Origin of the sequence: Vibrio tapetis subsp. tapetis, assembly GCF_900233005.1 — a bacterium.
Lineage (GTDB): Bacteria > Pseudomonadota > Gammaproteobacteria > Enterobacterales > Vibrionaceae > Vibrio > Vibrio tapetis.
In genome coordinates this window covers 3,714,694-3,733,272 of record NZ_LT960611.1, presented here as the reverse complement: position 1 = coordinate 3,733,272, position 18,579 = coordinate 3,714,694, and the positions used below count along the sequence as shown (strand labels likewise).

The 18,579-nt window shown below is 44.8% G+C and carries 16 protein-coding genes and 6 pseudogenes; 16 read left to right on the top strand and 6 right to left on the bottom strand.

What is annotated here, in order from left to right; translation table 11 throughout:
• The first annotated feature begins 112 nt into the window (after window positions 1–112).
• From VTAP4600_RS16890 to VTAP4600_RS16875, 4 genes and pseudogenes are all read left to right on the top strand, one after another.
• A complete protein-coding gene (locus VTAP4600_RS16890; RefSeq protein WP_102523801.1) occupies window positions 113–457 on the top strand; it encodes a hypothetical protein in 345 nt (114 codons plus the stop codon).
• Between the two features lie 23 nt (window positions 458–480).
• Window positions 481–867 (top strand): DUF7659 family protein, encoded by a 387-nt coding sequence (locus tag VTAP4600_RS16885; protein ID WP_102523800.1) that lies wholly within the window; start codon window positions 481–483, stop codon window positions 865–867.
• Between the two features lie 84 nt (window positions 868–951).
• Complete coding sequence (locus VTAP4600_RS16880) at window positions 952–1,287, top strand: type I restriction endonuclease subunit M (protein ID WP_102523799.1); 336 nt, start codon at window positions 952–954, stop codon at window positions 1,285–1,287.
• Between the two features lie 61 nt (window positions 1,288–1,348).
• Window positions 1,349–1,722, top strand: a pseudogene (locus VTAP4600_RS16875) (lytic transglycosylase domain-containing protein).
• A 38-nt stretch (window positions 1,723–1,760) separates the two neighbouring features.
• Here the strand turns inward: VTAP4600_RS16875 and VTAP4600_RS16870 are convergent.
• A complete protein-coding gene (locus VTAP4600_RS16870; protein ID WP_102523798.1) occupies window positions 1,761–2,498 on the bottom strand; it encodes an IS6 family transposase in 738 nt (245 codons plus the stop codon).
• Window positions 2,499–2,567: 69 nt separating this feature from the next.
• Between VTAP4600_RS16870 and VTAP4600_RS26730 the strand changes: the two are divergent.
• From VTAP4600_RS26730 to VTAP4600_RS25970, 5 genes and pseudogenes are all read left to right on the top strand, one after another.
• Window positions 2,568–2,950, top strand: a pseudogene (locus VTAP4600_RS26730) (IS21 family transposase); the annotation flags it as partial.
• A pseudogene (gene istB, locus VTAP4600_RS16860) lies at window positions 2,947–3,729 on the top strand (IS21-like element helper ATPase IstB). The pseudogenes VTAP4600_RS26730 and istB, both read left to right, overlap by 4 nt.
• Window positions 3,730–4,058: 329 nt before the next feature.
• Window positions 4,059–4,508, top strand: a complete 450-nt coding sequence (locus tag VTAP4600_RS26085; RefSeq protein WP_197708650.1) for a hypothetical protein — start codon at window positions 4,059–4,061, stop codon at window positions 4,506–4,508.
• 268 nt (window positions 4,509–4,776) lie between these two features.
• The gene (locus VTAP4600_RS16850) at window positions 4,777–6,324 is read left to right on the top strand and encodes a lytic polysaccharide monooxygenase (RefSeq protein WP_231897923.1); all 1,548 of its coding nucleotides are present in this window, start codon (window positions 4,777–4,779) and stop codon (window positions 6,322–6,324) included.
• Window positions 6,325–6,418: 94 nt separating this feature from the next.
• On the top strand, window positions 6,419–6,586 hold the full coding sequence (locus VTAP4600_RS25970; protein ID WP_172443140.1) for a hypothetical protein: 168 nt from the start codon (window positions 6,419–6,421) through the stop codon (window positions 6,584–6,586).
• 244 nt (window positions 6,587–6,830) lie between these two features.
• On the opposite strand, the pseudogene VTAP4600_RS16845 reads toward VTAP4600_RS25970, so the two are convergent.
• A pseudogene (locus VTAP4600_RS16845) lies at window positions 6,831–7,019 on the bottom strand (IS3 family transposase); the annotation flags it as partial.
• Window positions 7,020–7,186: 167 nt separating this feature from the next.
• Window positions 7,187–7,489: a transposase gene (locus tag VTAP4600_RS16840; RefSeq protein WP_102523797.1), complete on the bottom strand. Its 303-nt coding sequence runs from the start codon at window positions 7,487–7,489 to the stop codon at window positions 7,187–7,189.
• A 467-nt stretch (window positions 7,490–7,956) separates the two neighbouring features.
• Here VTAP4600_RS16840 and VTAP4600_RS16830 point away from each other — a divergent pair, with 467 nt between their 5' ends.
• From VTAP4600_RS16830 to VTAP4600_RS26725, 5 genes are all read left to right on the top strand, one after another.
• Complete coding sequence (locus tag VTAP4600_RS16830; protein ID WP_102523796.1) at window positions 7,957–8,160, top strand: hypothetical protein; 204 nt, start codon at window positions 7,957–7,959, stop codon at window positions 8,158–8,160.
• Window positions 8,161–8,225: 65 nt separating this feature from the next.
• Complete coding sequence (locus VTAP4600_RS16825; RefSeq protein ID WP_231897836.1) at window positions 8,226–9,605, top strand: ATP-binding protein; 1,380 nt, start codon at window positions 8,226–8,228, stop codon at window positions 9,603–9,605.
• Window positions 9,602–10,867 (top strand): HlyD family secretion protein, encoded by a 1,266-nt coding sequence (locus tag VTAP4600_RS16820; RefSeq protein WP_102523795.1) that lies wholly within the window; start codon window positions 9,602–9,604, stop codon window positions 10,865–10,867. Before VTAP4600_RS16825 ends, VTAP4600_RS16820 begins: the two co-directional genes overlap by 4 nt.
• Window positions 10,864–12,813, top strand: a complete 1,950-nt coding sequence (locus tag VTAP4600_RS16815) for a peptidase domain-containing ABC transporter (protein ID WP_231897835.1) — start codon at window positions 10,864–10,866, stop codon at window positions 12,811–12,813. The genes VTAP4600_RS16820 and VTAP4600_RS16815 overlap by 4 nt, the downstream gene beginning before the upstream one ends.
• Window positions 12,725–12,982, top strand: coding sequence for an ATP-binding cassette domain-containing protein (locus VTAP4600_RS26725; RefSeq protein ID WP_415239668.1), 258 nt, complete (start codon window positions 12,725–12,727; stop codon window positions 12,980–12,982). Before VTAP4600_RS16815 ends, VTAP4600_RS26725 begins: the two co-directional genes overlap by 89 nt.
• 105 nt (window positions 12,983–13,087) lie before the next feature.
• Here VTAP4600_RS26725 and VTAP4600_RS16810 read toward each other — a convergent pair.
• The 3 genes and pseudogenes from VTAP4600_RS16810 to VTAP4600_RS16795 form a co-directional block, all read right to left on the bottom strand.
• A pseudogene (locus VTAP4600_RS16810) lies at window positions 13,088–13,843 on the bottom strand (IS6 family transposase).
• A 438-nt stretch (window positions 13,844–14,281) separates the two neighbouring features.
• A pseudogene (locus VTAP4600_RS26800) lies at window positions 14,282–15,493 on the bottom strand (transposase).
• A 177-nt stretch (window positions 15,494–15,670) separates the two neighbouring features.
• Complete coding sequence (locus VTAP4600_RS16795) at window positions 15,671–16,318, bottom strand: response regulator (protein ID WP_231897922.1); 648 nt, start codon at window positions 16,316–16,318, stop codon at window positions 15,671–15,673.
• Window positions 16,319–16,807: 489 nt separating this feature from the next.
• Between VTAP4600_RS16795 and VTAP4600_RS16790 the strand changes: the two genes are divergently transcribed.
• Entirely contained in the window at window positions 16,808–17,545 is a 738-nt protein-coding gene (locus tag VTAP4600_RS16790) for an IS6 family transposase (RefSeq protein ID WP_102523792.1), read from the top strand.
• Complete coding sequence (locus VTAP4600_RS16785) at window positions 17,523–18,443, top strand: ArdC family protein (protein WP_102523791.1); 921 nt, start codon at window positions 17,523–17,525, stop codon at window positions 18,441–18,443. Before VTAP4600_RS16790 ends, VTAP4600_RS16785 begins: the two co-directional genes overlap by 23 nt.
• Window positions 18,444–18,579: the final 136 nt, after the last annotated feature.

The following is an 18,579-nucleotide window of genomic DNA, read 5'->3' as shown; positions in this document are numbered from 1 at the left end:
CAATAACAAGGGTATATGAACGCTTCGCGCCCTTGTTATTGAGAACCATGAAAGCCCGATGGACAGCTAAGCGGCTCCGAAAGGTGATACTCAAACAAAAAGGAAACTCCCCATGGCGCAACAAAACTCAACCCTAACTCTCTCTACATGCCAAACAGCGACCAGCGTCTCGCCGCTGGCGGGCGAAAGCTCACCAAAACATGATGTCTCTTTAGAGCAAAGCAAGAGTGCACCGCAAGGATTTTCGATTGCGCCTTGGAGTGACATTACAGCAGAAGAACTCAAGGCCGCAGGTTTTGTTCAGCGTGAGGCTCAGTACTTCCCGTTCACGCTGGCAGAGGTACGCGCCCTTATCATGCGCCAATTTCAAATCGGGACGTTAAGGGACTGTTTTGTTGTGCTGGATGTGTCTACGCCTTTTGAAACCCTTTATTCATTTGACCGTTGCCCGTTTTAATTAAGACAAGGAATAGTAAAACCATGAAATCGTTATCCCATTACATCCAAGATAAACAAACGCAAGCGTTTAATGACGCAGGGGCTTTTTTTGCTTTTTCTAATCAGCAGTTTGCCAAAGCAAAAAAACAAGGCATTGAATACGTCTCAATAGGGGCTGGATTAATTTGTCCTACCGACAGAGCCAAACAATTAATTAACCGTCTCGCCACCATTAACCAAGAAGGAATTAAGCAAGACATCGAAGACAATGGGAAAGACGCCATTATTCGCCGTGAGCTATTTAACTACGAATGTTTTTATAGCGGGGACATTATGGATTGCGTCGAAAATCTCACCGAGTACGGCTATTGCTTTGATGATGTTCATCAAGTTTATCGCCACATTTGCCAGACCGAAAACGTGTGTTAATCAGCCAATAAAAAACGCCTTGATATGAACGGAAATAAATATCAAGGCGCTACCCATTATATGAATCTAAAGGACAAACCAATAATGAGCGAACTAGAGTTTACAATAGAAAACAAAAAAACGGAAGCAGAGCAGTATGTGTGCAGCGCCCAACCTTTCGAATTGGGAGCGGTGGTGATGACTCAAGGCGTAAAAATGTTATTGAGTGACAACATCGGAGCCAATTTACGTATTTACTTAATGCGTCATCAAAATGGGGATTGGGGAAATATGCCAATAGAAGATAAAATTGCCAATGATGAAGCGACAAAAATAGGCGCTCGTATCATGTCAGGTTATCAAATTTGCAATCAAAGGATTTGGATTATTACCGAAGGCGATCGAAGTGTGACCACCGTATTATTCCCGTTCGAATACTAACGGCCATTATTTATCGTGTTATCATCCAGTCTTCGGGCTGGATAGTTAATAGAGGGGTAAAATGAATAAGCTGTCCGTATTGATGTTATGGTTTCCTTTTCCCGCGTTTGCTTTTTGTTTTGATGAGGCTGGCAATCATTATAATGTGTCACCAGACTTACTCAGAGCCATTGCAACCGTTGAAAGTAACTTAAACCCTAATGCTATCAATGAAAATAAAAATAACGTCGGTGAGGTCGTGAGCCGCGATTATGGCCTAATGCAAATTAACTCAATCTGGTTCGACAAGCTTTCAGATTTTAATGTGAATGATCAGAATGTTTATGATCCGTGTTTAACGTGTCATTAGGTGCGTGGGTATTAAGCGCGAACTTTGCCAGTCACGGTTATAACTGGAACAGCGTGGGGGCATATAACGGGGCTTGTTGCAACTAATTAGAGAATGCAGATCTACCCAGTCATGGGCGTAACCATTACTGGTAAACCACCTCAACATTGAAGAGACGATTCATGAAGGCGGATCTCTCCCGAACAAGCGTTTTACGCTCATCATGACGTAACCAGAAATCAAACTGGCCTTTGTTCAACATTCGCAATGATTCGAATCCCTCGATAGTTGACCAGGCTCGCTTTCGTATTTTAAAACCGCCTGTGCTGACAACGAGCTTCTTGATGGGGGAGTGATCAGACTCGATCCCATTATTGAGAGACTTCACTTGCCGGTGTTCGACATCCGCTCGCAGCCGCCCCTCCTTCTTCAGGCGCGAAATAGCATGAGCATACGAGGAATGCTTGTCCGTGTTCAAGGTCTTAGGCTGAGTGTCTACATCATAATATCTTAGGCACCGTTTCAAGAACTGATAAGCCGCGTTTTTATTACGTTTTTGGGAGAAATAGAAGTCCAGTGTTTCTCCTTGCTTGTTGATAGCTCGATACAGATAGTGCCATTTCCCTTTCACCTTGACGTAGGTTTCATCGAGCTGCCACGAAGAGTCTGTACGGATGAACTGATGGCCGCGTAACTTCTTGCGTAATGCAGGGGCATATTCAATGAACCAACGATAAATGGTCGAACGATTAACCGAAACCCCTCGTTCTGCCAGCATGTCGCTGAGGTTGGCGTAGCTCATTGGGGTCGAACCATACCAACGAAGGCACCAAAGAATGATTTCAGGGGCAAAGTGTTTCCATTTGAATGCGGGATTGGTCATTGAGTCACTCGATCAGAAAAGACAGAACTGAATTCTGAGTCTTGGCTGATTTTTTTGCAACAACCCCCCAAAAAATACGGATTTAAACCCAAGGCATGTCGGCCTTACCGCGCAAAAATCAAAGGCAAAGTTGAGCGATTTAATTCTTATCTTAAAAGCAGTTTCATTACCTCGCTAGCGGCGACATTAAAGCAACATGGACTTGAGTTCACCGTCGATGTGGCGAATGGACATATCGGTGCTTGGCTTGAAACCGTAGCGCATCAACGTATACACGGTACTACTGACGCAAAGCCACAAGTTCTGCTGAGAAAGAGCGCTTTACTTTTCAAGCACTGCCTAGCGTGTCACTCTCACCAAGCATGCGGATGACCACTCATACCGTCGTTCCAATAGAGAGTTTCCAACATCCGCTGGCGGCTTATGATGCCTTACTAGAGGTAAGATTATGAACTTACAAATGACGCGTATCGAAGCGGCTTGCGATGCCCTAAAACTCCACGCCATCAATAATGAATGGCCAGCGTTAGCTAAAATGTCACTCGATAAAGAGCAGACCCTTGGTGACTTCTTAGAATCGTTATTAAAGGTAGAGTTGGACTTGAGAGCCGAAAAAACTCGGGCCACTCTCACGAAGTTCGCAGGCTTCCCAATGAAGAAAACCTTCGAAGAATATGATTTAAGTTCGCCACTGGCACGCCAAAAAATCAGCTTAGGGAGTTGACCGGTCTCGCCTTCATAGAAAGAAAATATCGTGCTGCTTGGTCCCAGTGGCGTTGGCAAGAGCCACCTTGCCTTGGGCCTTGGTAGCTTAGCGGTGCAAAAAGGAATAAAAACACGCTTTATTACTGCTGCGGACTTGATGCTGCAATTAGCCACAGCAAAGAAGCAAGATCGGCTTGAGAGTTATCTCAAACGAAGCGTGCTGGGTCCAAAACTTCTCATCGTCGATGAGATTGGCTATTTACCCTTTGGTCGAGAAGAAGCCAACTTGTTCTTCAATGTCATCGCCAAGCGCTATGAACAAGGCAGTATTATAGTGACCAGTAATTTACCGTTCTCACAATGGTCGTCTAATGCGTTCGCTAATGATACAACCCTAACGGCGGCCTTACTCGACCGTCTATTACATCACTCTCATATCGTTCAGATCAGTGGCGAAAGTTATCGGCTGAAAGGCAAAAAGGCATCAGGTGTCGTACCAGCAATATTAGACACTAGAAATAAGTGACATTAACTATGTGAGTGGGTCAGTTTTAGATCGGTGATAACGCCGTAAAGTGGGTCAGTTTTAAGTCGGCGTTGACAAGAAACCTCTCCGCCAAACTCAAGGTTTTATCGATAGTCTCTTAAAATAAATAGGCCACACGGAGCTCGCCTGCCCAGCTACTCATCTCTTTCAAAACGATTGTTTAAACTCGGTTTTAAGACACCAGCATTCAAATTTACAGATAAATCGGATCAGATATTATCGGCCATCGCTATTGATTCTACTGGCCTCAAAGAGTTTAGTAAGGGAGAGTAGCATCAGGAAAAGCACTGCATTAACGCGAAGCGGAGTTGGAAAAAGCTCACTTTGGTGTGTGGGATAATCATGTTATTCACGCTGCGGCTCTGACAGAGAAGATCACCATGGATTTTCAGGTTGTGGACGAGCTTTGTGAGCAGATTGATATTGAAGTTGAGCACGTCTCAGCGGATAACGTTTATGACACCTTGTCTAAAGCATTTCAAAAATCCGATATCATCATTTTTCCCAAAGATAACGGGTATAAAAGGATGAGCTATTTGGCGGCGTATTCCGAACTAGGCCTCATTCGATGCCCAAAGGAAAAAGGGTATGGAAAGCGGAATGTGTCGGAAAACTCGATGCGCAGTTACCAATCCATCATGGGTCCCAAATTACACAGAAGAGACGTTAATAATCAACAACAGGAAATGATACTAGACGCATCGATATTAAACGGCTTTACTCAGCTTGGGATGCCCGATAGCTACCGAGTGGTTTAATAACGTCAAAAGACCGAGTGCATAGAGTTGTGCAATAAAGTTTATAATTACAGAATATAACAAATTCATACGAAAAATATACATAATACTAACAATTAATCATTTAATATGCACTCGTAATTAGTAATACTAGCTGCATTTTATCTGAACTCGAATAAGGAAAAAACTTGGTGAATGATTAGCTAATATTGTATCCAGATTGAAATAATGAAGGAGAGATAAAGTGACCACAATAAATAATATTCTAAAAATAATAGTAAGTATAGCTATGCTATCGAGCCTACCGTCAATTGCAAACGCTCATGGATGGTCTGAATTTCCAAGTGCACGTCAGAATACGTGTTACGAGCAAGGCGGTATTTGGTCGGGCATACCACCTAATGCCGCGTGTGCTCAAGCTAAGGATACTTCAGGTACATATCCGTTCACTGAACGTAACGAATACTCAAAAAATGTCTTAGATTTCAAAAATATAAATGCTGTAAAGGCTGCGATTCCTGATGGCACTTTGTGTTATGCTAACGATTCGCAAAAGCGCGGCATGGGTACTCCTCATACCGGTTGGACGCGTACAGAGCTGAGCACAGGTATATTTGAATATATATTCAATGCGAGTGCGGCACACAGCCCTTCTTTTTGGGAGTTATACCTAACAAAACCAAACGCGGACCTAAACAAAGGCCTAGCGTGGCGAGATTTAGAACTTATCCAGAAAGAGGAAAATGTTCCGCTAAACAGTGGCAAGTATCGCTTTAACGTGACGATCCCTTCTGACCGATCTGGCGACGCGATTCTATTTGTTCGTTGGCAGCGTATCGATGCAGCAGGTGAAGGTTTCTACAACTGTTCAGATATCACTATTACAGGCGGTGAGACTCTTCCGACAGAGCCTACACCACAAACTGATCTAGTACGTGCTGACCTGTTTGTTTCAAAACAGTTTGGAACGCCGAAGGTTGGTGATACCGTTAAGTTCGATATTATTAACAAGTACGGTGAAGTTGCGCGCAGCTTCGACATCGTAATCGATGAGGCAAACGTTAACGAATGGGCTCGCTTGTTGGCTTCCGAAATTAACGGCTGGCATGAAGAGTTTAAAAATGGTGCAGTGTTCATTGGTGATTGGCATGATGAAATGCAGCACTATATGTACTTCCAAAAAGAGCTTTCACGTAATTTCTTTCATTCAAAGGATAGCAGTGTATCAGGTCAACTGACACTGATTGAAGGTGTTGGTGTTGAGCCATTAAAAGGAGATATCTACGAGTTAGTGAAGAGTGATAACGTAGTTAATACTGGTGATAAAATTGTGATTGTAACAAGCGAAGTTGTGACTCTAACACAGACACAAGGCACTGCAGTCAGCATTAAAAACAACGGCACTGCGTCAATTTTAGTTGATACTACTTTAATTACAGAGAATGAAACCTTGTCATTTATCGCTAGCTCGGTTGAGAGCGAGAGTGTGAAAACCTTCACGTTCGAAGTGATCGCTGAGGACGTCGGTGTAACACCAGACCTAACATCGTCAGTCGACGAGTACGTCGGTGTAACACCAGACCTAACATCGTCAGTCGACGAGTACGTCGGTGTAACACCAGACCTAACATCGTCAGTCGACGAGTACGATTTCGTCTTCCCTAGCGGCACTAAAACTTATACGGCAGGAACCAAGGTGCTTGCCAGTGATGGTAACATCTATCAATGTAAAGTGTTCCCATATTCCGGCTATTGCGGGCAGTGGTCTGAAAGAGAGACCCAATTTGAACCTGCAACGGGATCTAATTGGTCATTGGCTTGGGACAAAGTCAACTAGCTTTGGTTGAGGCTGGCCACTCCCCTCGTGAATTCGAGAGAGTGGCCAGCCCTTCAATCACAAAAAAGCTCTAACGAAGGAGGAGAATAACCTAATGGATAAACTTCGATTTGAACAACTGATGACGAGAATTCTAGAATTGCCGCCGCAGCAATTATTGATATTGAGAAGTGTAATTGTAGGCAAGTTACATGAAGAATCGGCGGAAATTATTCTTACCGATGAAGAAATACAGCTCATCAGTGGCCTGTTCCGAGCTTAGCCTCCTCCACTGAACACTCGTCATATGTAAAGATACATTTATCTAGGCTAATCCGTTCATTAGGTGGTCTTTTGATACGGTTAGGCGACTTGGTAGCTTTTGGGCATCCAGAGGTGAGTAAAGCGATTTAAAATGGAACAACCGATTAACATTTCCTGCAGCTGATTGGTTAACTTTCTACTGTGTAATTGGTTTCCGATGATCTTCTAATGTTTGATCTGCTCGAGCCAGAATGGACACTTCATTAAGCGACATTTTGCTTTTCAAAGTTAACTGGGCTTAGATACCCAAGAGCACTGTGCTTTCTCGTCCGATTATAATCAACCTCTATGTACTCGAAGATCGTTTGGCGCATCTCGTTTCTTGTCATGATCGGCTCATATTGGATTGCTTCAACTTTCATCGAATGGAAGAAGCTCTCAACACAAGCATTGACGCTCCTATGTCAATATTTATGTCATAACTGAAAGATCTTTCAATATAATGGGGTAAAGTTCACGAACGATATAGCGTTTCAACACCGTTGTATTTCTTTTATCGAAAGTCCTTCTCCGCTTTTTTTCGCTACATATAACTTTGTTCTTGGGTCACTTCTCATTCTTATAAAGCTACAGTCCATAATGCATTATTGGCCTCTCTTGAGCCACCACGGTCTAATCGGTGTCGGGACGTCTTTCCTAATGAAGCTTGTAGTGGACTAGCTCCACAGAGAGCTGCAAAAGCAGACTCTTTGCCTATCCGCTGAGGGGTATCACCTGTTGTTACCAGCAGTGTTGCTGCTACGCATGGTCCAACACCAAATTGCTCCATTAATGTAGAGGCACTTTCTTTAGTGAGCTTTCGTAATGCTTTGTCTATTGTATGGAGTTCATCAGTCAGATATTGCCATCGACGAGCTAGCATCTTAAGTGCTGATGTTAGTGAATATGAAAGAAGCGCTTCGGAAGTTGATTCAAGCGATGGGCAAGCTTGAATGCATTAAACATCCCGTGTCCTATCAATTCCTCGCCTCGGAAGAGAAGTGTGGAATCATCGGCGATACCAAATTAACGAGTCTCAATACCAATGGGGTATGTTCGAATATCAAAGGCTGACGCATAACTCAGGACTGGGGGAATTATGAGGGGATCCGTCAGTGCCTTGGAACTTAGAAATCGATGAGGCCGAATAAGGCCTCACTGCTTAATTAGATGTTTACTTATCAGTACTATTTGGATTGTATTTACATTAGAAAAAAGACATTCGTTATATATTTCATTGTTTTCAAAAAATAGATCTAATAGTTTGAATTTAAGTTTTATAGAACGGTTAGTTTGACAATCCATTAAAACTTGACTTGTTAATCAAAAATAAATTAAGGAAATTAGATTATGAAAAATACACAATTATTGACTCAAGAAGAAACAAAACAAGTGAGCGGCGGGAGTGGCGCAATAGAGTCGGCTGGTGTGCTTGCGGACGGTTTTGCTCGTGTATTAGAATCGGCAGGGCTTGGTGTTGAAGGCGTAACCCGTCCATCAAAAAAACCAAAAAGCGGCCAAACACAATGTTTTAGCAACAGCCGCCGCATTTAAAACTAATCGGCGCAGGCGGGGTATTTAGCTCCGCCTTCTTCTCTTACCCAAATTGGACTACTGTTATGAACTCACTCAATCATGAGTTGCCCGACGCGCCACACCCATTGATTCAGTGTCTAACTAAACTAGGGCTCGCTCTCTCCCAAGAGCACGTTGAACGCCTGTCTTCGTTTACCTCGTTGTACCTGCACGAACGCTTAGCGGTGTATTTGACGGAACAAGGCGTACCCTTTTCCGCTACCGCAATTCAGGAGGAGTCGGATCTGGAGTTGTTGTCGCCGCCATGTCTGGTTCACTGGAACTTGCACCACTGCGTTGTCGTCATCGATGTCTCCGTTCAGGGACTGCTGGTGTGGGATCCGTACTTAGGTGAGCGACATTATCGCTGCATGGAATTTTTCGATCTATATGAAAAGCCCGGTTACGTCAACTACGTCCTATCGCTAGGCGAGCCCCACTCACGTCCCTCACCACTGGCGCAAGTCTGCAAGCGAGAGCAAGCCCAAGAGCGCACGCTGGACAAGCACTTAGTTTCATTGGCCTTGATGATATCGTCTGTTGGCAAACGCCCGACCCGCGCGCTCCTTCGCTTGCTGACTGGGTGGTGGGATCGATGCGTTCAACCTGATATTTTTGCTGCGCCACGACACAATATTCAGCGCATGCTTGCGTGTTCCAACGAACAAGCACGCCACCTGGCCAGAGACAACTTAGCGCAACTGGCGATCAATATGGGCTACACCGCTCATCTATTGCGGAAGTTGCGCCGTCCTCGCTCAGTTGAGTGGGCACACCGCGTCTTCTCGGCTCCGCTGTCTACTCCTCAATCACCGTTTATCGGTCAGTGTATCATTGAGTTACTCCACCAGTTTGATCCGATTAGCGCCGTATACAGCGTGCTGCAAAATCTGCCCTCTGATCGGGATGTGGTGGTCTACGGTAACCCTTGGGATGACACCATGATCACTGTGTGTCACCAAGCATTCGCTGACCAAGGCCATGAACGCACATTGGAGATCTTGCCTCCCGCAGGTAAACACTCTTTTTTCAAACTGCTCAAGCGGGCTCGGGCAGGTGCACACATCATTATGTTTGCCGATGGCAATCCGTTGCTTGTTTCAGACGAGGCGTCAGGTCTCCAGGTGGCACGCTCATTCACGGCGTGTACGATGTGGCATCACCGCGCCTTTGTCACCAATACAGGAGCTTTGCTGGCCGACAAAACGGCGGCCAATTTGCACGTCGCCGGACTGGTCGAGCGGGATCGCTTAACTCTGGAGGTGACGCCCATCCCGACGCAGCACCTGTCACGCGAGGCCATAGTGCAAGCCAAGGCCGACGCCATGTGTCGATTGATAGAAATAAGCCCACAAGGTTGGTGGTTTTGGCGTAACGCCGAGGTCTACTTTCATGAATATCACGCCGCTTTGGAGTGCCAATGAGCCTATTTCTAAATGAGGTGACCGAGCGTCAGCATGGTTACTATGGTGACATTTTGATCGTGCTGCCGCCCACTTTTACGCGCTTGATTATCCTGACTAGCCTAGTGGGGATCGTCGTCGTTGCTTTCACTCTCTGGGGAGAATTTAGCCAAAACGAGAAAGTGCAAGGGATGTTGCTACCAAAAGGAGGCATTGCCGACATCTTCGCTCCAGAGTCCGGTATCATCAGCCAGCGGCTGGTAGAAGAAGGACAGCAGGTAACACACGGACAAGCGCTGTATGTCATCAACACCGAGTCCACCAACCCCACCGATGGCGACTTACGCCAGCACTTGGGGGCACTGATGAACAAAAATGTCGAACTGGTCAAGCAGCAGGTCTCAATCAACGAAACCTTAACCGACCAGAAGCAACAGTCGCTGGAACGGGAAATCCATCAATTGACGGTCAATGCCGAAGGTCACCAACAGGTCATCGCGCTCAAAAAAAAGCAACTCAAACTGGCTCAGGATACACTGGCGTCCTTCGTCACCGAACAACAGAAACAAGCTATCAGTAAAATAGAGCTTCGCCAACGTCGCAGTGACATGCTGGCCATTGAAGCTAACTTGCAGCAATTACAATTGCAGTTGGAAGACATTCGTTATCAGAAAACGCAAAAACGCTCTGAAATCAAGGAACTCAGCTATCAATTAGCCTTAGAACGGGCCCAATTGCAGCGCCGTGTCGGTGGAGTCCAGCAACAATTAGCATCTAACAATGCGCTTAAAGATACGGTCGTCTCCTCGCCTTTTGACGGCACCGTCTCGGCACTCAATGTGTCGCAAGGGCCCGTGTCGAAAAACAGTGTTTTACTCAGCATCATTCCTGAAGGTCAAGCTCTGCAGGCGGTGTTGTTTGTTCCGAGTCGGGCGGTGGGATTTTTATCCGTAGGTCAATCCGTGCGTTTGCAATATGAAGCGTTTTCCTACCAAAAGTTTGGTCAATACGAGGGAGTAATTGACACCATTTCAGCTACAACTGTCGCAGTGGATGATCTTAAATACCAACCGCGTTCCCAATCAAAGACTCCTTTGCCTCCGTTTGTCTACTTAGTCAAAGTGACTCTGATGTCGCAATCAGTGGATGTGTATGGGAGCGATACCTCACTTCGTGCTGGAATGAACCTCGAAGCGAGCCTAGAAGTTGAACGACGAAAAATCTATCAGTGGCTCCTAGATCCTTTCAAAAATATCCAAGAATACATTAAGGTAACACAGTGACAGTACTGAATGACTTAGCGGAACGCCTGCAGATCGGCTTTTCGCGCAAGATCCCTCTCTTTTACCAATCCGAAGCCGCTGAATGTGGGCTCGCATGTGTCGGTATGATCGCCGAGTACTGGGGGCACAAACTGAATCTAACCCGCTTGCGCAGCGATATGTCGGTGTCGCTCAATGGCAGCAGGCTAAGTGATCTGATGACTATGGCTAAAAAGCTTGACTTAAGTGGTCGTCCACTGCGTGTCGAAGTTGACGATCTGGCGAGTGTCACCACCCCGTGCATTCTGCACTGGGATCTCAATCACTTTGTCGTCTTAGTGAAGGTCAGCCGGAACTATTTTTATATTCACGATCCCTATATTGGCCGCCGTCGTCTGTCACGCGCGGTTTTTTCTCAGCATTTCACGGGAGTGATTTTAGAGCTGACTCCGCTCAACAGCATGACCATCACGCACCATGACATCCATCAACCTACCCTGCGCGATGTGTTCGGCCGCCCTAGCGGTTTGATCGGCTCGTTAGCGAAAATTGTAGCGTTAGCACTGATGTATGAGATTTGTGTCTTAGGAGCCAGCTTTCTGCCCCAGGTGGTGATTGACCACGTTGTCCCCAGCCAAGATAGCAGCTTATTGTCCCTGGTCATTGTGGGTTTTGGCTTACTGTTGCTGATCCGCGTAGGTGCCAGCGCATTGCGCGCCTGGACCGTCATGGCGGTCAGCACCAGTTTTAACCTGCAGTGGCGCGCGCGCGTCTTTCAGCACATGATACACTTACCGATTCCATTTTTTGAAAAGCGTAACCTTGGCGATATTGCGTCACGGTTTGATTCCTTGGACGTTATCGAAAGTGCCATTACGAAACAAATTGTCGAAGCGCTGTTAGACGGGATGTTGGCGATAGGCGCGTTGGCCATGCTATTGAGTTATGATCCTACAATTGCCGCCATCGCTCTGGGGGCCATGAGTGTCTACTTCCTGCTGCGAAAAGGATTGTTCGCACGATTTCGCGAACTCAATCTCGAGTTCATTTTATCTAGTGCCAAAGAAAAAACGTATTTTCTGGAAACCGTCCGAAGCATCCAGAGCATCCGATTGTTTGGCGGCACTGACAATCGCGCGGTTCGCTGGCAAAACCTTTTGGTCAATGAGCGCAATGCCGACATTCGACAGCAGAAACTCGGCATTATGTTCGAGTCGATGAGTACTCTGATTTTTGGTATTGAAGGTCTCATGATCGTTTGGGTCGGCACCGCTGCGGCGCTCACCGGGGATCTGACTGTAGGGATGCTCATAGCGGGGTTATCGTTTAAAGATCAGTTCTCTAGCCGGGTTTCAGGCTTTATTGATACTCTGTTTCAGCTCAAGATGCTGAGTTTACACTTAGAGCGTGTTGGAGATGTGGTATTGACTGAACGAGAGGAGCACGAGCCTCAGCGTTCCTATGTCGACGTTGCACACTTGTCACCCAGCATTCGTTTTGAACATGTCAGTTATCAGTATTCTGAGCACGAGCCTCGCGTGATCGAGGATCTCAGCTTTGAGATCCTCGCGGGTGAAGCCGTCGCCCTGATTGGCGCCTCAGGGTGTGGTAAAACCACCGTCATTAAGCTTATGCTCGGTATGTTAACGCCCACCCAAGGTCAAATATTCATCGACGGCACGCCACTCAGTTCGCTGAATTTGAGCGAGTATCGCCAAATGATAGGGAGCGTAATGCAAGATGACACCCTGTTATCTGGCTCACTAGAAGAAAACATTTCGTTTTTCGACCTCCATATCGATACGCAGCGAGTAAGGGAAGTGGCCGACATTCGCCAGCACATTGAGCAATTACCGATGGGATATGAAACCTTGGTAGGTGAATTGGGCAACATTGTCCGGAGGACAAAAACAACGCGTGCTCCTCGCCAGAGCTTTATATCGACAACCAGACATCCTGATCTTTGATGAAGCAACCAGTCACTTGGATGCCCAATCGGAGCAACACATCAACACTATGATCCATGACCAAGCCGCGATCACCCGTGTGATTGTGGCTCACCGTCCCAGCACAATCGATTCCGCGGATCGCGTGATTGATATTGCTGCGTTAAGCGGGGTCAGTGCTCGGTTCTAGCGCGCATTATGGGGATAGGCGCCAAGACGCCAACACGTGAACGCGCGGATTTGCTTTCTTCGTCTCTTTTGTTAGGGCTGTTGCAACTAATTATGGAATGCAAGTCTACGCAGTAATGGGCTTAACCATTACTGCGTAGACCACCTCAACATTGAAGAGACGATTCATGAAGGCAGATCTCTCCCGAACAAGCGTTTTACGCTCATCATGACGTAACCAGAAATCAAACTGGCCTTTGTTCAACATTCGCAGTGATTCGAATCTCTCGATGGTTGACCAGGCTCGCTTTCGTATTTTAAAACTGCTTGTGCTGACAACGAGCTTCTTGATGCGGCGTGATCGGACTCGATACCATTATTGAGATACTTCACTTGCCGTTGCTCGACATCCGCTCGCAGCCGTCCTTCCTTCTTCAGGATCGAGATAGCATGAGCATACGAGGAGTGCTTATCCGTGTTCAAGGTCTTAGGCTGAGTGTCTACATCATAATCTCTTAGGTACCGTTTCAAGAACTGATAAGCCGCGTTTTTATTCCGTTTTTGGGAGAAATAGAAGTCCAGTGTTTCGCCTTGCTTGTTAATAGCTCGATACAGATAATGCCATTTCCCTTTCACCTTGGCGTAGGTTTCATCGAGCTGCCACGAAGAGTCTGTTCGGATGAACTGATGGCGGCGTAACTTCTTGCGTAATGCTGTGGCAAATTCCATGAACCAACGATAAATGATCGAGCGATTAATCGAAACCTCTCGTTCTGCCAGCATGTCGCTGAGGTTGGCGTAACTCATTGGGACGAACCATACCCAGACACCAAAGAATGATTTCAAGAGCAAAGTGTTTCCATTTGAATGCGAGATTGGTCATTGGGTCACTAGATCAGGAAAGATAGAATTGAATTCTGAGTCTTGGCTGATTTTTTGCAACAATCCCGATTTTGGTTATATTCGGCATAATTATATTGTCGATAGGTGTATTTTTTGAAGTGGTGTCATTTGGGTAAGTTGTGTTTGTGGGACATGTTGTTTAGAACAAGAATCGATGACGTTTGATAATAAAGGAAAGTACACGTTGAGGCTGTAGAATTTCTCACTTTTTCGCCGATTCCCTCTACTTTTATCGTCATTTATCCTACCGATAATGGCCTAAATGCTGCGCGATGATAGCGACCTTTATCATGGTCAGGAAAGATAGAGTGACAGGATGAGAGGTAATCTGGGTTTTCGTTGATTTGAGAGGTTTTACCCTCTAGATAATGAAATTTCGTAGCTTTTCTATGTTGTGAAGCATGCTGAACATCGCCCATTAGGCGTTTACTTTCTTTTGTCCTCTTAGCGTAAATCGATTCATCTGTTTGTTGACGGTGATGTTGCCAAAAACAGGTTCAACACACCCAAGTCGTTTACTGTATTGCCGCCTTCCTTCTGGACTATAAATCTTGTCTTTCATGGTCTGCATGTGGTCAAAGTCTTTTGTGTTTTTGTAGATGAAGAAGACTTGTCTGCCAGGCGGTTTTCTCATGCACAGCGGTCGATAAGATGTTGTCTGCAGTCGTTTAGGTATCCACAAAACTGAGCAACGCGCTCCCCACGGATGACGGCGTTCTTGCTGCTCAGTCGCATCATATTTCCTGCAGAGCATCGGCAAGTTATTTCGTCTTGGTTGAACTCGAACATAGAAATGGAGTAACAGGCTTTAATGTTTGCTGCTCACCAACGTTTCCCCATACTTGGCTGTGTAAAATAATTTGGTACTTGTCATCCGTGATGGCGATGCCATTATAACCTTGAATCGTGCTTTTTGAGATGGTCATTTTAGCGCTGTCATTGTCCGTGATGTTGCTTTTTACGGTTTTTTTACTGCTGCCCAATTTGTCTTTAGTGCTCGCCAGAAATGCACCTATTTTATCGGCGCTGTTATCAAGCTTTTGTTTTTGTCTTAGGTCTTGTTCGATAACCTCATTTGGGAGAGTATCTTAGCTTTGGTGACGCTCTAGGATGCGTTGGCTCGCTCACTGTTGTTTTTCTTTTTTACGGTGAAGCTCTTCGTGTGTGCCACTCCATTCTTTACTGGTATTGGATGAGATTTTACAGCCATCAATAGCAAACATGTTACGGCCAATTAGGCTTTGTTCATCGCATATCATGAGAACCTGAGTGAACAGTGGTTCGATGGTGTCCTTCATTTGTGCGATGAAAGCCGCGATCGTGGTGAAGTGTGGTCGTTCATCGCCCGATAAGCACATGAAGGTGACGTTGTTGACGCAAGCCCTTTCTATGCGACGGCTAGATAACATGCCGAAGGAATAGGCGTAAAAAATAACCTTAAGCATGATGGAGGGTAAGCCGCCGCTCCGTTTTTGTCGTTGTGGTAGTGCGCATCAAAGGGCGAGAGGTCGAGGTGATTATCGAGGATGTGAGAAATGGCGAATTCGATGGTGCTGGGTATGAGTTGTTCATCAATGATGATAGGGACAAACATGTTCTGGTTCGAGTAATCGGTTTTGATGTTGGGCATAACCGTGTCTCGTGGCGAATAATTTAGATTAGATCACAAAGAGTTAGTGCGTTCAAGTTCATATCGTGATGAAATGGCGGTAGGATCAGAATTGAGATGGATTTAGGAGAAATCCTACAGCCTCGTTAGTCAATATTGATGATTAACTGAGCACTTCAATGCAGAACAATCCGTTAATTACCAAGCATCTGAGACAAACAAATACCCTCTCCCATATACGGTTATTATACCTTGGGGAACAGTTGGATTTATTTCCAACTTTTTCCTTAGCGCAACGATTCGGTTATCAACGCTTCGATCAATACCATCGTAGTCGATTCCTCTAAGCTCCTTAGTTAATACATCACGAGACAAGATATTGCCCGCCGATTGTGCTAATAACCAAAGCAAGTCAAATTCGAAGTCTGTAAGCGTAATGGTATTACCAGCAAGTACACATCTTCGGTTAGACTGACTTAACACGAACTGACCAAACTCGAGTTGCCTATTCTGAGGCGTTGTGTCGAAAGAAGAAGTTTGCCTTAACAGTACTCGAATTCGAGCCAGCAACACTCTTGGCTTAATTGGCTTGACTACAAAATCATCTGCGCCCATCTCCAATGCCGCAACATGATCGAAGTCATCGTCACTGGCTGTTAAAATTAAGATCTTACCAGTAAACCATGTCCTGATCTGTCTACAAATTGTCAGGCCATCTTGATCTTTTAGCATTAAATTCAATAACACCAGGTCAGGGTAAACTTTCTCTACCAGAGCTGGCGCTTCTAAGCCAAGTCTCGTAGTTGCGACTTTAAAGCCTTCTGTTTGAAAATACTCTGCTAGCATTTCCCTAAATTTGTCATCATCTTCCACAATAACAATCTTACTAGTAACTATAGGTTTAAAAATATGTGATTTTGACAATTTTAACACCTGCTTTAAATGAAAACATTTCATATATCTAAAAGGATTTCTTGCACCACATAAATAATATTTTTCTTTTTCAGTAAAGAAAATGCTATTTTCTGGATTTTTATAATCTTACACATGTTATAGTGTATCAATTGTAATTGATTGTTGAGTTATTTAAAATATTTATTTTTAATAAAAATAAATATTTTAAAACATATACTTAGCAAGTTAAAATGTTCGAATATTTATTTTAGATAAAATATTATATTGTAAATATTAACCAAAAACAGGTTTTTTTGGATTTTTTATAGCGTTCAAACCTGATTCGACTCAGCAGTTTTGGACACTGATTTAAGGGGGTTGTTGCAAAAAAATCAGCCAAGACTCAGAATTCAGTTCTGTCTTTTCTGATCGAGTGACTCAATGACCAATCCCGCATTCAAATGGAAACACTTTGCCCCTGAAATCATTCTTTGGTGCCTTCGTTGGTATGGTTCGACCCCAATGAGCTACGCCAACCTCAGCGACATGCTGGCAGAACGAGGGGTTTCGGTTAATCGCTCGACCATTTATCGTTGGTTCATTGAATATGCCCCTGCATTACGCAAGAAGTTACGCCGCCATCAGTTCATTCGAACAGACTCTTCGTGGCAGCTCGATGAAACCTACGTCAAGGTGAAAGGGAAATGGCACTATCTGTATCGAGCTATCAACAAGCAAGGCGAAACACTGGACTTCTATTTCTCACAAAAACGTAATAAAAACGCGGCTTATCAGTTCTTGAAACGGTGTCTAAGATACTATGATGTAGACACTCAGCCTAAGACCTTGAACACGGACAAGCATTCCTCGTATGCTCATGCTATTTCGCGCCTGAAGAAGGAGGGGCGGCTGCGAGCGGATGTCGAACACCGGCAAGTGAAGTCTCTCAATAATGGGATCGAGTCTGATCACTCCCCCATCAAGAAGCTCGTTGTCAGCACAGGCGGTTTTAAAATACGAAAGCGAGCCTGGTCAACTATCGAGGGATTCGAATCATTGCGAATGTTGAACAAAGGCCAGTTTGATTTCTGGTTACGTCATGATGAGCGTAAAACGCTTGTTCGGGAGAGATCCGCCTTCATGAATCGTCTCTTCAATGTTGAGGTGGTTTACCAGTAATGGTTACGCCCATGACTGGGTAGATCTGCATTCTCTAATTAGTTGTAACAAGCCCGATCAAATAATTGAGGCACTAGAGCAGGGGATTAAACCTTGGCAATGTCCTTGGGATGTAACTCAGGCTTCAGGTATTCCGAGTAACTTTTCTACTCAGAACGATTACCAGGGCATGAATGTAATGTTGCTTTGGATGAGTGCTCAGATGAATCGTTTCTCATCATCTCAATGGCTCACTTTTAAGCAATCAAAAGCGCTTGGGGGTAAGGTCAGAAAAGGTGAAAAGGGGACGCATATCTTTTTCTATAAGGTAGTTGAGAAAAAGAACAGTGCATCTGACCAGGAAGAAAAAGAAACCTACTCTTGCTTGAAGACCTATGTGGTGTTCAACCTTGATCAGATTGAAGGCGTTGAACGAGCAGATACACCGGTTGTAAATGTTCGTGACGACGTAACTTTGATTGATGAAGTAGAAACGTTCTTGGTTAGTACCGGCGCTTCAATTAGCTATAGTGGACAAAAGGCTTTCTTTCGTCCGTCAACAGATGAAATTGTCATTCCAGAACGCTCACGCTTCTCTGAAAATGCGGATCTATACGCTACGATTATGCACGAGTTAACTCATTGGACGGGACATAAGTCGCGCCTAGATCGAGATAACAAAGGTAGTTTTGGTAGTAAAGATTATGCGTTTGAGGAGTTGATTGCAGAGATTGGAGCGGCTTTTCTAATGGCTGATTTTGGTATAGTTGGTAATGTTCAACACGAATCGTATATAGCCAGTTGGCTTGAAGTTTTAAAAAATGACAAACGTTATGTTTTTAAAGCTGCAACTCAAGCTAGTAAGGCACATCAATTTTTGAAGGAGTTCGTTAACCTTGAGGTTTCGAAAGCTGCTTAACTAAATCGCCCGATAGTTTCTATTGGGCTTTTTTTATTCTCCTCTAAAGCTAATCAACACTCATTGAGGACAAAGACAAGACTTGGATCTTAAAGTTATAATTTAAACACCAGAGCCAGATACGAAAAAGCCCCGT

Excerpts from the sequence above, each read along its gene's own strand:
- VTAP4600_RS16890 (WP_102523801.1), top strand. The coding sequence starts at position 113 with ATGGCGCAACAAAACTCAACCCTAACTCTCTCTACATGCCAAACAGCG.
- VTAP4600_RS16885 (WP_102523800.1), top strand. The coding sequence starts at position 481 with ATGAAATCGTTATCCCATTACATCCAAGATAAACAAACGCAAGCGTTT.
- VTAP4600_RS16880 (WP_102523799.1), top strand. The coding sequence starts at position 952 with ATGAGCGAACTAGAGTTTACAATAGAAAACAAAAAAACGGAAGCAGAG.
- VTAP4600_RS16870 (WP_102523798.1), bottom strand. The coding sequence starts at position 2,498 with ATGACCAATCCCGCATTCAAATGGAAACACTTTGCCCCTGAAATCATT.
- VTAP4600_RS16850 (WP_231897923.1), top strand. The coding sequence starts at position 4,777 with ATGCTATCGAGCCTACCGTCAATTGCAAACGCTCATGGATGGTCTGAA.
- VTAP4600_RS25970 (WP_172443140.1), top strand. The coding sequence starts at position 6,419 with ATGGATAAACTTCGATTTGAACAACTGATGACGAGAATTCTAGAATTG.
- VTAP4600_RS16840 (WP_102523797.1), bottom strand. The coding sequence starts at position 7,489 with ATGCTAGCTCGTCGATGGCAATATCTGACTGATGAACTCCATACAATA.
- VTAP4600_RS16830 (WP_102523796.1), top strand. The coding sequence starts at position 7,957 with ATGAAAAATACACAATTATTGACTCAAGAAGAAACAAAACAAGTGAGC.
- VTAP4600_RS16825 (WP_231897836.1), top strand. The coding sequence starts at position 8,226 with ATGAACTCACTCAATCATGAGTTGCCCGACGCGCCACACCCATTGATT.
- VTAP4600_RS16820 (WP_102523795.1), top strand. The coding sequence starts at position 9,602 with ATGAGCCTATTTCTAAATGAGGTGACCGAGCGTCAGCATGGTTACTAT.
- VTAP4600_RS16795 (WP_231897922.1), bottom strand. The coding sequence starts at position 16,318 with ATGCTAGCAGAGTATTTTCAAACAGAAGGCTTTAAAGTCGCAACTACG.
- VTAP4600_RS16790 (WP_102523792.1), top strand. The coding sequence starts at position 16,808 with ATGACCAATCCCGCATTCAAATGGAAACACTTTGCCCCTGAAATCATT.
- VTAP4600_RS16785 (WP_102523791.1), top strand. The coding sequence starts at position 17,523 with ATGTTGAGGTGGTTTACCAGTAATGGTTACGCCCATGACTGGGTAGAT.